The organism is Priestia sp. TGN 0903 (assembly GCF_050846855.1).
Classification (GTDB): Bacteria; Bacillota; Bacilli; order Bacillales; family Bacillaceae_H; genus Priestia; species Priestia zanthoxyli.
The window spans coordinates 68,532-82,008 of sequence record NZ_JBOZGL010000008.1 but is presented as its reverse complement, the minus strand read 5'-3'; the positions used below and the strand labels follow the sequence as shown (position 1 = coordinate 82,008).

The following is a 13,477-nucleotide window of genomic DNA, read 5'->3' as shown; positions in this document are numbered from 1 at the left end:
GGAAACTAATTGCCTAATGAAGAGAGAGAAAGGGTTGTTTTAGCGTATGTCTACAATAGATTTATCAAAATTCGAGAAAAAAATGATTATTCGTAACATCAAACCGGACGATATAGATGAAATTTTAGCACTTCAAAAGCTATCATTCCCCGGAATGGATCCGTGGAAAAAAGAACAGCTTGAAAGTCATCTGGCCATTTTTCCAGAAGGACAAATATGTGCAGAGTACGACGGGGAAATTATCGGATCTTGTTCCAGCTTGATTGTGAACTTTGATGAGTACGATGATCAGCATACGTGGGACGATATTACAGACGAAGGATACATTACAAATCATAACCCGGAAGGCTACAATCTGTATGGAATTGAAGTAATGGTTCATCCAAAGTATCGCGGCATGAAAATAGGACGCCGCTTATATGAAGCGCGTAAAGATTTAGCACGTGAATTGAACCTTAAAAGTATCATCATCGGAGGAAGAATTCCTAATTACCATAAGCATTCAGCTGAAATGTCGCCTAGAGAGTATGTAGAGCAAGTTATTCATCATAAAATTTATGATCCAGTACTATCTTTTCAGCTAATGAACGGATTTACGCTTATGCGTATAAACCCTGGTTATCTTCCTGATGACCTAGCTTCTAATAAGTATGCAACGCTTATGGAATGGAACAACGTAGATTATGTTCGCCGTTCAAAACGCCATTTTAAAACATCATTCCCAGTGCGTATTTGTGTTGTTCAGTATATGATGAAACAGATCAATTCATTTGAAGAGTTTGCAACACAGGTAGAATATTATACAGATGTTGCTTATGATGCAAAAGCCGACTTCTGCGTATTCCCGGAAATTTTCACAACTCAGCTCATGTCTTTCTTGAATGAAAAGATTCCAAGCAAAGCGGTTCAGCGCGTAGCAGAATATACGGAAGAGTACATTGAGTTATTTACTAACTTAGCGGTTAAATATAACGTAAATATTATTGGAGGATCCCACTTCGTCGAAGAAGATAATGGAGATATCTTTAATATTGCCTATCTATTCCGCCGAGATGGAACAATTGAAAAGCAGTACAAAGTGCATATTACACCTAATGAAAGAAAATGGTGGGGAATTAGCCCAGGAGATAAAGTTGAAGTGTTTGATACAGATTGCGGGAAAATTGCGATCCAAATTTGCTATGACATTGAATTTCCGGAGCTTGCTCGTATTGCTACAGATAAAGGTGCAAATATTATTTTTACACCATTCTGTACGGAAGATCGTCAAGGCTATCTGCGCGTAAGATACTGCTCTCAGGCTCGTGCGATCGAAAACCAAATTTATACGGTTATCGCAGGTACGGTTGGAAACCTGCCTGAAACAGAAAATATGGATATTCAGTACGCTCAGTCTGCTATTTTTGCACCGTCTGACTTTGAATTTGCACGAGACGGTATTGTAGGAGAATGTAACCCTAATATTGAAATGGTGGTTATTGGAGATGTAGATTTAGAAATTCTTCGTCGCCAGCGTCAATCAGGAACGGTTCGTCAATTAAAAGATCGACGCCATGACGTTTACAATATTAAATATAAAAAATAACGCAGTTTCTAAAAACATCATGCAAATGCATGGTGTTTTTTATTTCAACTTTTGCCATAATAAAAACTATTACAATGAATTTTGTGGACTAACCATGGAAAAGAGGGGAAAACATGAGTTTTCATGGACAATCGGTATTACCCGCTGTTCGAGATATGAAGCAATTGGAAAATTTTTTAGTAAGCAATTACGAGTACGGAGTTCTTTTAGACAATCAAGTGGGCATGCTAAAAGGAATTATGAGAGAGGTTCATAAGCATGAAAAAAAGCTAATCATTCATTTAGACTTAATTCATGGCTTAAAGCACGATGAGTATGCGGTTGATTTTTTGTGTCAGGAGTTTAAGCCTGCGGGGATTATTTCGACAAGAACAAACGTCATTTTAAAAGCTAAACAAAGAGGAATCTATGCCATTCAACGGGTCTTTTTATTAGACAGCACGGCTTTGAAGAAAAGCTACGAGTTAATGAAGAAAGTAAAACCCGATTATATTGAGCTTCTTCCTGGAATTGTGCCCACTTTAATCCAAGAAGTCAAAGCTGAAACAGGCATTCCGGTGTTAGCCGGAGGTTTAATACGAACCGAAGAAGAAGTTCGTAATGCTTTAGGAGCCGGGGCTTCTGCTGTTACAACATCAAATAGAGAACTGTGGAGTATTTCAACTTAAAAAAACCGTTTGACAACGCTTTCATCATCTAGTAAACTTCTAGATAAGTTAATAGTTGTGAGGGAGAATAGGAGATCCACGGTATAGCCTTTTAATGATTTTATTAGGGGGATGTATGGTGGATTTTCTTATTTTCTTGTAATGTTAACCGTGTTTATACAAAGGGGAGGTATTTATATGCAAGCATTTTTAGGAGAAGTAATTGGAACAATGATACTAATTATCCTTGGCGCTGGTGTATGTGCGGGCGTCAATTTAAAAAAATCGTTTGCTGCTAATTCAGGATGGATTGTTATCACAATGGGGTGGGGAATGGCAGTAGCCATGGCAGCATATGCGGTTGGTAATATGAGTGGAGCACACTTAAACCCAGCGCTAACAGTAGCGCTTGCTATTACAGGTGATTTTCCATGGTCGCAAGTACCGATGTACATTTTAGCTCAGTTTATTGGAGCGATTCTTGGTGCAACAGTTGTTTATTTACACTATCTTCCACACTGGAAAGAAACAAAAGATGCTGGTACAAAACTAGGCGTATTTGCAACGGGGCCAGCAATTGCGAACCCATTTGCAAACGTTTTAAGTGAGGCGATTGGAACATTTGTATTAGTAGTAGGAATTTTAGCAATTGGAGCAAATAAATTTACAGATGGATTAAATCCTTTAGTAGTAGGATTTTTAATCGTAAGTATTGGTTTATCATTAGGAGGAACAACAGGGTATGCTATCAACCCTGCTCGTGATTTAGGACCTCGTATTGCTCATGCTATCTTGCCGATACCGGGTAAAGGCAGCTCGAACTGGAAATATGCTTGGGTGCCAGTAGTGGGGCCTCTATTAGGGGGATCAATTGGCGCAGTCTTTTATCAAGCAGCATTCTTAAATAAAATGTCTAACAGCTTATGGATTGTCTTAAGTATTGCAGTGATTGTTTTAGCGGTTATCTACGCGGTTTCTAAACAAAAAGCAGCGCAAATTCAATCAGCAGTAGTACCGAAAAAATGAATGCGCTTTACCATCTAACTATGTACAATAAAGAAACGACACTATACAGAGAATAGGGGATATTGATATGGAAAAATTTATTTTATCTTTAGACCAAGGAACAACGAGCTCACGAGCAATGTTATTTAATAAAAAAGGTGAAGTTGTGCATGTAGCTCAAAAAGAGTTTACGCAGTACTTTCCAAAACCAGGTTGGGTAGAGCATAATGCAAGTGAAATTTGGGGTTCTATCCTTGCTGTTATCGCATCTTGTTTATCTGAGTCAGGCGTTCACGCGGACCAAATTGAAGCAATTGGGATTACGAATCAGCGTGAAACAGCCGTAGTATGGGAAAAAGCAACAGGAAAACCCGTGTATAATGCTATCGTATGGCAGTCTCGTCAAACGTCTGGTATTTGTGAAGAATTAAAGGCAAAAGGATTAAACGATACGTTCCGCGACAAAACGGGGTTATTAATTGACGCATACTTCTCTGGAACAAAAGTAAAGTGGATTTTAGATAACGTAGAAGGTGCACGAGAAAAAGCGGAAAACGGTGAATTGTTGTTCGGAACAATCGATACATGGTTAATTTGGAAGTTATCAGGCGGAAAAGCGCATGTAACGGATTACTCAAATGCCTCTCGCACGCTTATGTTCAATATCTACGATTTAAAATGGGATGATGAACTGCTAGATATTTTAGGAGTACCGAAATCTATGCTTCCAGAAGTAAAGCCTTCTTCTGAAGTATACGCTCATACAGTAGATTATCACTTCTTCGGTCAGAGCATTCCAATTGCGGGAGCAGCAGGAGATCAGCAAGCCGCTTTATTTGGACAAGCGTGCTATGAAAAAGGAATGGCGAAAAACACGTATGGAACAGGCTGCTTTATGCTCATGAATACAGGTGAAAAAGCAGTTAAGTCGGATCACGGTTTGTTAACTACATTAGCATGGGGGATCAACGGCAAAGTAGAATACGCGCTTGAAGGCAGTATTTTTGTAGCAGGATCTGCTATTCAGTGGCTTCGCGACGGTTTAAGAATGTTTAAAAATGCGTCTGAAACTGAAAACTATGCAACAAGAGTAGAATCGACAGACGGCGTATATATTGTGCCAGCTTTCGTAGGACTTGGAACACCTTATTGGGACAGCGATGTACGTGGAGCGATGTTTGGATTAACTCGCGGTACAAAAAAAGAACACTTTATCCGTGCAACGCTTGAATCATTAGCTTATCAAACAAGAGACGTATTAAGCGCGATGGAAGCAGACTCTGGAATTACATTAAAAACATTGCGTGTAGACGGAGGAGCAGTTAAGAATAATTTCTTAATGCAGTTCCAAAGTGATGTGTTAAATGTTCCTGTTGAGCGTCCTCAAGTGAATGAAACAACCGCTCTTGGGGCAGCATATTTAGCGGGTCTTGCGGTCGGCTACTGGAAAGATTGTGATGAAATTGCGAAGCAGTGGAATATGGAAAAATCTTTCGAACCAAATATGGAAGAAGAACAACGTGAAGAATTATATAGCGGCTGGAAAAAAGCCGTACATGCAACAATGGCTTTTAAGTAATTATTTGATGAAAATCCTTTAATTAAAAGCGCATGTATGATATAATGTATTCAAGTTAATAAATTGGTTGGAGAATCGGAGAGACCACAGATCCATATGTAGGCATACTATATATGTGATTTGTGGTCTCTCTTTTTGTATATTGGAAAATTTTGATATCTTTGAAAAATGAAAGGGGAATGACGTATGTTTTCAAGTCAAACACGTTCGAATAAATTGGTAGACATGACACAAAATCAATATGATTTGTTAGTAATTGGTGGGGGAATTACTGGGTCAGGTATTGCACTTGATGCGACTCATCGAGGCATGAAAACGGCATTAGTTGAAATGCAGGATTTCGCAGCAGGAACATCTAGTCGTTCAACGAAGCTTGTTCACGGCGGTCTACGCTATTTAAAACAGTTTGAAGTTAAAATGGTAGCCGAAGTTGGTAAAGAACGTGCCATTGTATATGAAAATGGCCCTCATGTAACGACTCCGGAGTGGATGCTGTTACCTTTCCATACGGGTGGAACATTTGGGAAATTCTCAACTTCAATTGGACTGCGCGTATATGATTTCTTAGCAGGGGTAAAACGTGCAGAGCGCCGCAAAATGTTTAGCGCAGAAGAAACGCTTAGACGCGAGCCACTGGTGAAATCTAAAGAGTTAAAAGGCGGCGGTTACTACGTTGAATATAAAACAGATGATGCACGTTTAACGATTGAAGTAGCTAAAGAAGCTGCTGCAAGAGGAGCAGATTTAGTCAATTACACAAAAGTGGAAAACTTCATCTACGATAAAGGAAAAGTAGTAGGGGCTGTTGTTCGCGATCAGCTTACGAATAAAGAATATAATATCTATGCAAAAAAAATCGTCAACGCTGCAGGTCCATGGGTGGACACGCTGCGTGAAAAAGATAATTCAAAAAAAGGCAAGCAGCTTCAATTAACAAAAGGAATTCACTTAGTTATTGATCAAGAGCGCTTTCCGTTAAAACAAGCCATTTACTTTGATACACCTGACGGACGTATGGTATTTGCGATTCCGCGTGATGGAAAAACATACGTAGGCACAACAGACACGGTCTATAAAGAAGACGCTAGACATCCGCGTATGACTGTAAAAGACCGTCAATATGTTGTTGATGCAATTAACTATATGTTCCCAACGGTTGATATTACAGTAGACGACGTAGAATCAAGCTGGGCGGGTGTTCGTCCACTTATTCACGAACAAGGAAAAGATCCTTCTGAAATTTCGCGTAAAGATGAAATCTGGACATCAGAATCAGGTTTAATTACAATCGCTGGAGGGAAATTAACTGGGTACCGTAAAATGGCTGAAATTGTCGTAAATCGCGTAGCTGAAGATTTTAAAGCAGAAGGACGCGAATTTGAAAGCTGTCAAACTAAACATTTACCGATTTCTGGAGGTAATGTAGGAGGTTCAGGCGGGTTCCCAACGTTTGTAGAGCAAAAAGTCAAAGAAGGCATCAAACTAGGGTTATCACGTGACGCTGCTGAAAAGCTTGTAAAACGCTATGGCTCAAACGTAGACAAAGTATACCGCTACATGATTGAACGTCCGGATCAGCTAAAAAACAGCGATCTTCCAGCTAGTGTATTTTTGCAAATTCAATATGGTATCGAAGAAGAAATGGTTTCGAAACCAGTGGACTTCTTCATTCGACGTACGGGCGCTTTATTCTTTGATATCAACTGGGTAAGAAGCTGGAAAAAACAAGTGATTGCTCATATGGCCGAAGAGTTAAAGTGGACGCCTGAGCAAACAAAAACTTATACGGATGAATTAGAACAGCACCTTCATGACGCAGTTGTACCAGTAGATGAAAAAGTTAACCGTATGACAGGTATTTCATGATAAAATAAAAAAGTACCTCAAAATTTGTCAATACAGCCATAATATAATAGCAGGAAGTCAAATTTTGACGAAGAAATATAATATGACTGTTAAAAAAAGAGAAAGACGATTACTCGTTTTTCTCTTTTCATACATATTTACATTTATATAAGGGGGCTTTTTTTATGAGTTGGAAAGAAACGTATACATCTTGGATTAATCACCCAAATTTAGATCCTGAATTACGTCAAAATTTGGATGCAATCAAAGGTGATGAAAAACAATTAGAAGATAGTTTTTACAAAACATTGGAATTTGGAACAGGCGGAATGCGTGGAGAAATTGGAGCGGGTACAAACCGTATGAATACATATACAATCCGAAAAGCTTCTGAAGGCTTTGCTGAGTACATTAAACAAGCTGGCGAAGAAGCTATCAAGCAAGGCGTAGTCATTGCATATGATTCTCGCCACAAATCGCCTGAATTTGCGATGGAAGCAGCAAAAACATTAGCAAGCCACGGAATTAAAACGTATGTATTTGAAGAGCTAAGACCAACACCTGAACTTTCATTTGCAGTGCGTGAGTTAAACGCATTTGGAGGTATTGTTATTACAGCGAGCCACAATCCTCCTGAATATAATGGATACAAAGTATATGGTCCAGACGGTGGTCAGCTGCCGCCAAAAGAAGCTGATGAACTAGTTGGCTTTGTAAATGCTGTGGAAAATGAACTTACATTAGCTGTTCAATCTGAAGCGGAGCTAAAAGAAAAAGGTGTTATTGAAATGATTGGTTCAGCGATTGACGAAGCATACAATGAGAAGCTAAAAACGATCTTAATTAATCCAGAGCTAGCTTCTGAAATAGGTAAAGACTTAAAGGTAGTTTTTACACCTCTACATGGTACAGCTAATAAGCCAGTTCGCAACGCGCTTCAATCCATCGGTTACGGAAATGTTACGGTTATTGAAGAACAAGAACTTCCTGATCCGAATTTCTCGACGGTTAAATCTCCGAATCCTGAAGAGCCGGCTGCATTTGAATATGCTGTTCGTAAAGGAAAAGAAATTGATGCCGATATCTTAATCGCAACGGATCCAGATGCAGACCGTTTAGGAATTGCTGTCAAAGATCCAAGCGGCGAATATGCGTTATTAACAGGAAACCAAACCGGTGCTTTATTGCTTCACTATTTGCTTTCTCAAAAGAAAGAAAAAGGCGTGCTGCCTGCTAATGGCGTTGTGTTAAAAACGATTGTAACGTCAGAAATCGGCGCACAAATTGCTCGTTCATTTGGATTGCAAGTTGTTGACACTCTAACAGGTTTTAAATTTATCGGTGAAAAAATTAAGCAATATGAGCAAACGGGCGAGTATACATTCCAATTCGGCTATGAAGAAAGCTACGGCTATTTAATTGGTGACTTTGCTCGTGACAAAGACGCTGTACAAGCAGCCATTCTAGCGGTAGAAGCTTGTGCTTATTATAAAAAGCAGGGCATGACGCTATATGAAGCCCTTCAGCAAGTGTTTACTAAATATGGTTTCTATCGTGAAGGTCTGAAATCTTTAACGCTTAAAGGAAAAGAAGGATCTGAGCAAATTCAGCATATTTTGGCTACATTTAGAAATGAGCCTCCTACTGACATTGCAGGGTTAAATGTTTCGGTTGTAGAGGATTATACATTAAGTGAGCGCCAGCATATTAAAGCAGGAAAAGTAGAAGAGATTACATTACCAAAATCAAATGTATTAAAATATATCTTAGAGGACGGTTCTTGGTTCTGCCTTCGTCCGTCTGGTACAGAGCCAAAGGTGAAGTTCTATTTTGGCGTCGTGTCAGAAGATGAAGCAACGAGCATTGCCCATTTAGAAGCTGTACAAACAGCTGTAATGGGTGAAGTGGAGCATGTACTAGATAAAGTGAAAACGGTATAAAAATAAAGCCTGCTCAAACTTGAGCAGGCTTCTTTTAGGATACTTTATTTGATTGCGTATTTGACAAATATGAAGAAGATCGTAGGGCTTTATAAATTCTCGGAGCAAGCATAGCCCCAAGAACAGTGAAAATAAGATCCTTTACGGCAAACCACGACATAATCTTCCAAGCAGCTGCGTATGTCATTGCAGGAGCTTCAAGCCAGTAGTTAACCGCTATATACATATACGTAGTACCAATTAAATAAATAACGGCAATACCAACTAGCGATGAAATTAAAAAGATAGAAAAAGTCGGCTTGCCGCGCATTTCCATAATTTTTCCTGTGATAAATGCAGCGACAATATAAGAAAGCAAAAAGCCGCCGGTGCTTCCAAATAAAATACCAATTCCTGCTTTAAATTGAGCAAATACCGGAGCGCCGGCAATGCCAATTAATACATATACAATCATCGAAATAGAACCCATTCGGCTCCCAAGTAAAAGTCCTGCTAATATAACAAAAAAAGGCTGAAGCGAAAGAGGCACGCCGCCTACTTGTAAAAAAGGTGCCCAAGAAGTAATGTTTGCACCAATAGCCATAAGAGCTGCAAACATACCAGCTAATGTTAAATCTAATGTGCGAAACCTTTTAGTATTCATATATGTTCCTCCCAGTATGTACTGAAATATCTTAGCGTATGTACTGAAGATTGTACGTCGAATTCACTTTTATGTCAACGATAAAAATAAATATGTTTACATATATTATTTGATGTTTTTTGAAATAAAATATGCATATTTTTAGTGCAACATAAAAAAATAAAGAAGGGAATTCATCCCTTCTTTGTCCAAGTGTGTGTATCAAAAATACTAGTACAATGATTCTTCCAGAAGCTCCGGGTTGTGCTCCGAATATTCCGTTGCATGATCAATGTAGCGTAGTAAAGAATAGAGCTCTTCTTGAATGATGCGGTAGTTTCGTTCAAAATTGTAGGCGTGCAAAAAATGTTCAATCTTTTTTGAAAGAAAATCGTCGTCTGTTCGAACCATTAAAATTAATAAGTTATCCCATTGTGAACGGTGTGTGTAATATAAAGCTCGATCATAATCAATTACATCCATTAATAACGTTCCTCCTTTTGAGGAGTTGAAATTAGTGTATGATATTTGCGGGAATTCTTACGCTGTAAATGTTGGGCAAAAGACCAGTGCATAATTAAAAGAGGTTGTAGTCATTATGTAAGAAGAATAAACGTACAGCACCAGCTAAATGATAAGAAAGGCAAAGAATGATGCAGCGTAACACTTAAATTACATCCATTATTTAAGACAACTAAATAAAAATCCCCTTTTCTTGAAAAAATAAAGCTTCTTTTTGATGAAAACACATGAATTGACATGTTTGTACATAGATTGAAGTAAGGAGTGAAAGGGGGAGCTGTCGTGAAAGAAGCAGATTATAAGCAATTATACCGTGCGATTGATGAAATTACGGAAATAGCTAGCGGTTTCGGCCTGGATTTTTATCCGATGCGCTATGAAATTTGCCCGGCAGATATTATTTATACGTTTGGTGCATATGGGATGCCAACTCGTTTTTCACATTGGAGCTTTGGAAAACAATTTTACAAAATGAAATTACACTACGATCTTGGATTGAGTAAAATTTATGAATTAGTTATCAATTCAGATCCTTGTTATGCATTTTTATTGGATTCCAATGCGCTTATTCAAAATAAATTAATTGTAGCTCACGTGTTAGCTCACTGTGACTTCTTTAAAAATAACAGCCGTTTTGCCAACACGAAACGGGATATGGTAGAAAGTATGGCAGCGACCGCTGATCGAATTAAAGAATACGAAGTAAAGCACGGTAAGCGTGAAGTAGAAAAGTTTTTGGATGCTGTCTTATCGATTCAGGAACATATTGATCCGTCTCTTATGCGTGCCAAGCTTTCTTGGAGCATAGATGATGTAGAATCATCGGAAGAAGAAATCATTTCTCCTTATGATGATTTATGGAATTTGGATTATAAAGAAAAGAAAAAACCAAAACCTCCAAAGTCTTTTAAAAAATTTCCGCCTCAGCCTGAAAAAGACATCTTATTATTTATTGAAGAATACAGTCCTTATTTAGAGGATTGGCAGCGGGATATTTTAACGATGATGCGAGAAGAAATGCTTTATTTCTGGCCGCAGCTTGAAACAAAAATTATGAATGAAGGCTGGGCTTCTTTCTGGCATCAACGCATTATTCGAGAAATGGACTTAACGAGTGATGAAGCGATAGAATTCGCGAAGCTAAATGCAGGGGTTGTGCAGCCGTCTAAGACGGGAATCAATCCATATTATTTAGGATTAAAAATCTTTGAAGACATTGAAGAACGCTACAACAATCCAACCGAAGATATGATTCGCCGGGGTGTCGAGCCCGGGTCAGGAAGAGAGAAGATGTTTGAGGTACGTGAGGTTGAATCAGATATTTCCTTTATCCGCAATTACTTAACAAAAGATTTAGTTATGCGGGAGGATATGTACTTATTCCAAAAACAAGGAAAAGACTATAAAATCGTCGATAAAGAGTGGACAGAAGTTAGAGATCAGCTTGTTAATATGCGCGTAAACGGAGGATTTCCTTACATCACAGTAACCAATGGAGACTATTTAAAAAATGGAGAGCTCTATTTAAAACACTGGTATGAAGGAATTGAATTAGATGTTAAATACTTAGAAAAAGTGGTACCGTACGTTCATCAGCTTTGGGGCCGACCGGTTCATTTAGAAACGATGATGGAAGGCAAGCCAATTGCCTTCACGTATGATGGGAAGACAGTGCATCGAAAACATTTATAAAAAGGAGACCGCTTAAATAGCGGTCTTTTTGTGCTTCTGTAATTTTATTATCCATATAAATTGAAAAAATAAAATTACTATGCAATAATTTGGTGAGAATCATTTTCATTTAGAAAGGGAGATAAGATGTTTGTTGTAAACGCAAGTTTTGAAACGGAAAAGAAATTTGAAGAACGGCTCAAGCAAAAAGCTAAGAAAAACAAAACAGAAATTGAGGAAGCCAAAGGAAATTTATCGTTCGAATGCTGGAAAAAAGATTCCGCGGATAAAGTCGAATATATCTTTGTATCCAAGTGGGAAGAAAAACAGTTCTTTCAAGCTTGGATTTCAAGAGAAGAACATGTGAATGAACATAAAGAAGCGAATAAAAAGAAAACGAAAGCATTTTCTGAAGCTATGGAAATCAAGAAAACGCTGCGTTTTTATGAGGCGGTAGAAGAAGACATTCGTTCCTAAAAAAGCACGCTTGACTTTCATAAATGTTGTAACTATAATGATTACAACAAAATAGGAGTGAGAGTAATGAAAATTAGCAGTCGATTCACCGTGGCCGTTCACATACTGTCTTTAATTAAAGTAGATAGCAGTCATCCTAGTACTTCAGAGTGGATTGCTAGCAGTGTAAATACAAATCCTGTTGTTATAAGACGAGTAATTGGGATGTTAAAGAAAGCTGGACTTGTGGGCGTAAAAGCCGGAGCTGGCGGAGCTTATCTATTGAAAGATTTAGAAGAGATAACGTTGTTAGACGTTTATCGAGCGGTAGCGGCTGTGGAAGAAGGAGAATTGTTTCAAATGCATGAAAATCCGAATGTGGAGTGTCCTGTAGGAGCCAATATTCAAAGTGTCCTTGAATTGATTTTAAAACGTTCTCAAGATGCCATGGAACAAGTCTTAGCCGATGTGACGATGAAAGAATTAGTGACGGATTTAATAGCAAAAATAGATGCATAATAACATGCGTCTGTTCGTAAAAAAACGGAGAAACCCAGGTTTCTCCGTTTTTTTATAGCTTCACAATTGTTCGTCCTCGAGCTTGTCCTTTTAATAAAGTAGGAAGAACCTGAGGGAGATCTTGTAAAGAAACTTCCTGCTGAATGAAAGGTTCGAAGCTTTCAGGTTTAAAGTCATTAGCGAGTCTATTCCAAATCTCTTTTCGAGTAGGCATTGGACAGTAAACAGAATCGATGCCGAGTAAATTAATCCCTCTCAAAATGAAGGGAAAGACCGTTGTTGGCACTTTGCCTCCAGCTGTTAGCCCGCTGACCGCTACAGAGCCTCCGTACTGAATTTGACTGAGGACAGAAGCTAGGGGCTCTCCACCCACAGGATCCACTGCAGCGGCCCATTTTTGCTTGCCTAATGCTTTTAATTTGCCGTTATAAACGTCTTCACGCGCTACAATAGAGGAAGCGCCAAGCTCTTTCAAATAAGCTGCTTCCGAGCTTTTTCCTGTACTTGCTTCCACTGTGTAGCCTAATTTTGAAAGAATGGCAACCGCAAAGCTTCCTACACCTCCCGTAGCCCCTGTTACAAGCACAGAGCCGTTAGATGGACTAGTATGGTTTTCCTCTAAGCGATGCACAGATAAAGCAGCTGTAAAGCCAGCTGTTCCGATAATCATTGCTTCTTTTAACGTCAAATTTTCAGGAAGAGGGACAATCCATTCGCTGCGTAAGCGCGCATACTCACTGTAGCCTCCAAAGTGTGATACGCCAATGTCATAGCTTGTTGCGATGACACGATCACCTTCTTTAAAATCAGGGCTGTCAGAAGATACAACGATTCCTGCTAGGTCAATACCTGGAACAAACGGATAGCTTGTCACAATATTGCCGTTTGCGATGCTGGCTAAGCTATCTTTATAATTCACCCCTGAATAATGAACGCGAATAAGTACATCGCCTTCTGGCAAATCGTTTAGCGTCAGTTCTTGGACAGACGCCTCCACTTGTTCTTCACCTGTTTTATCTACTACTAATGCTGAAAATGATTGCTTCATTTTATTTCTCCTTTCTATACTGAGATGTATATGCCTAT

General features: G+C 38.8%; 12 protein-coding genes. 9 read left to right on the top strand and 3 right to left on the bottom strand.

Annotation, left to right across the window (positions count from 1 at the left end; translation table 11 throughout):
• The first annotated feature begins 46 nt into the window (after positions 1-46).
• The 6 genes from ACRPLY_RS22670 (at position 47) to ACRPLY_RS22645 (ending at position 8,601) form a co-directional block, all read left to right on the top strand.
• Complete coding sequence (locus ACRPLY_RS22670) at positions 47-1,585, top strand: carbon-nitrogen hydrolase family protein (RefSeq protein ID WP_013055260.1); 1,539 nt, start codon at positions 47-49, stop codon at positions 1,583-1,585.
• A 113-nt stretch (positions 1,586-1,698) separates the two neighbouring features.
• Positions 1,699-2,253, top strand: a complete 555-nt coding sequence (locus ACRPLY_RS22665; protein WP_033580667.1) for a glycerol-3-phosphate responsive antiterminator — start codon at positions 1,699-1,701, stop codon at positions 2,251-2,253.
• Positions 2,254-2,430: 177 nt separating this feature from the next.
• Complete coding sequence (locus ACRPLY_RS22660) at positions 2,431-3,258, top strand: MIP/aquaporin family protein (protein ID WP_033580666.1); 828 nt, start codon at positions 2,431-2,433, stop codon at positions 3,256-3,258.
• A 67-nt stretch (positions 3,259-3,325) separates the two neighbouring features.
• Positions 3,326-4,816: a glycerol kinase GlpK gene (gene glpK / locus ACRPLY_RS22655; RefSeq protein WP_098999428.1), complete on the top strand. Its 1,491-nt coding sequence runs from the start codon at positions 3,326-3,328 to the stop codon at positions 4,814-4,816.
• Between the two features lie 186 nt (positions 4,817-5,002).
• Entirely contained in the window at positions 5,003-6,682 is a 1,680-nt protein-coding gene (locus tag ACRPLY_RS22650; protein ID WP_028412590.1) for a glycerol-3-phosphate dehydrogenase/oxidase, read from the top strand.
• A gap of 164 nt (positions 6,683-6,846) precedes the next feature.
• Entirely contained in the window at positions 6,847-8,601 is a 1,755-nt protein-coding gene (locus ACRPLY_RS22645; protein ID WP_028412589.1) for a phospho-sugar mutase, read from the top strand.
• Positions 8,602-8,635: 34 nt separating this feature from the next.
• On the opposite strand, the gene ACRPLY_RS22640 is transcribed toward ACRPLY_RS22645, so the two are convergent.
• Positions 8,636-9,244 carry a biotin transporter BioY gene (locus ACRPLY_RS22640; protein ID WP_014461709.1) on the bottom strand — a complete coding sequence of 203 codons (609 nt, stop codon included), beginning with the start codon at positions 9,242-9,244 and terminating at the stop codon, positions 8,636-8,638.
• A gap of 210 nt (positions 9,245-9,454) precedes the next feature.
• A complete protein-coding gene (locus ACRPLY_RS22635; RefSeq protein WP_013055267.1) occupies positions 9,455-9,706 on the bottom strand; it encodes a YhdB family protein in 252 nt (83 codons plus the stop codon).
• Positions 9,707-10,027: 321 nt separating this feature from the next.
• Here ACRPLY_RS22635 and ACRPLY_RS22630 point away from each other — a divergent pair, with 321 nt between their 5' ends.
• The 3 genes from ACRPLY_RS22630 to ACRPLY_RS22620 all read left to right on the top strand — a co-directional run bounded on the left by ACRPLY_RS22630 (position 10,028) and on the right by ACRPLY_RS22620 (position 12,391).
• Complete coding sequence (locus ACRPLY_RS22630; RefSeq protein WP_014461707.1) at positions 10,028-11,437, top strand: SpoVR family protein; 1,410 nt, start codon at positions 10,028-10,030, stop codon at positions 11,435-11,437.
• Positions 11,438-11,563: 126 nt separating this feature from the next.
• A complete protein-coding gene (locus ACRPLY_RS22625) occupies positions 11,564-11,893 on the top strand; it encodes an antibiotic biosynthesis monooxygenase family protein (RefSeq protein WP_432232119.1) in 330 nt (109 codons plus the stop codon).
• Between the two features lie 66 nt (positions 11,894-11,959).
• Complete coding sequence (locus ACRPLY_RS22620; RefSeq protein ID WP_013081642.1) at positions 11,960-12,391, top strand: Rrf2 family transcriptional regulator; 432 nt, start codon at positions 11,960-11,962, stop codon at positions 12,389-12,391.
• A gap of 52 nt (positions 12,392-12,443) precedes the next feature.
• On the opposite strand, the gene ACRPLY_RS22615 is transcribed toward ACRPLY_RS22620, so the two are convergent.
• Positions 12,444-13,439, bottom strand: a complete 996-nt coding sequence (locus ACRPLY_RS22615; RefSeq protein ID WP_028412585.1) for an NADPH:quinone oxidoreductase family protein — start codon at positions 13,437-13,439, stop codon at positions 12,444-12,446.
• Between the last annotated feature and the right edge of the window lie 38 nt (positions 13,440-13,477).

Coding starts and splice junctions, on each gene's coding strand:
- ACRPLY_RS22670 (WP_013055260.1), top strand. CDS start 47: ATGTCTACAATAGATTTATCAAAATTCGAGAAAAAAATGATTATTCGT.
- ACRPLY_RS22665 (WP_033580667.1), top strand. CDS start 1,699: ATGAGTTTTCATGGACAATCGGTATTACCCGCTGTTCGAGATATGAAG.
- ACRPLY_RS22660 (WP_033580666.1), top strand. CDS start 2,431: ATGCAAGCATTTTTAGGAGAAGTAATTGGAACAATGATACTAATTATC.
- glpK (WP_098999428.1), top strand. CDS start 3,326: ATGGAAAAATTTATTTTATCTTTAGACCAAGGAACAACGAGCTCACGA.
- ACRPLY_RS22650 (WP_028412590.1), top strand. CDS start 5,003: ATGTTTTCAAGTCAAACACGTTCGAATAAATTGGTAGACATGACACAA.
- ACRPLY_RS22645 (WP_028412589.1), top strand. CDS start 6,847: ATGAGTTGGAAAGAAACGTATACATCTTGGATTAATCACCCAAATTTA.
- ACRPLY_RS22640 (WP_014461709.1), bottom strand. CDS start 9,244: ATGAATACTAAAAGGTTTCGCACATTAGATTTAACATTAGCTGGTATG.
- ACRPLY_RS22635 (WP_013055267.1), bottom strand. CDS start 9,706: ATGGATGTAATTGATTATGATCGAGCTTTATATTACACACACCGTTCA.
- ACRPLY_RS22625 (WP_432232119.1), top strand. CDS start 11,564: ATGTTTGTTGTAAACGCAAGTTTTGAAACGGAAAAGAAATTTGAAGAA.
- ACRPLY_RS22620 (WP_013081642.1), top strand. CDS start 11,960: ATGAAAATTAGCAGTCGATTCACCGTGGCCGTTCACATACTGTCTTTA.
- ACRPLY_RS22615 (WP_028412585.1), bottom strand. CDS start 13,439: ATGAAGCAATCATTTTCAGCATTAGTAGTAGATAAAACAGGTGAAGAA.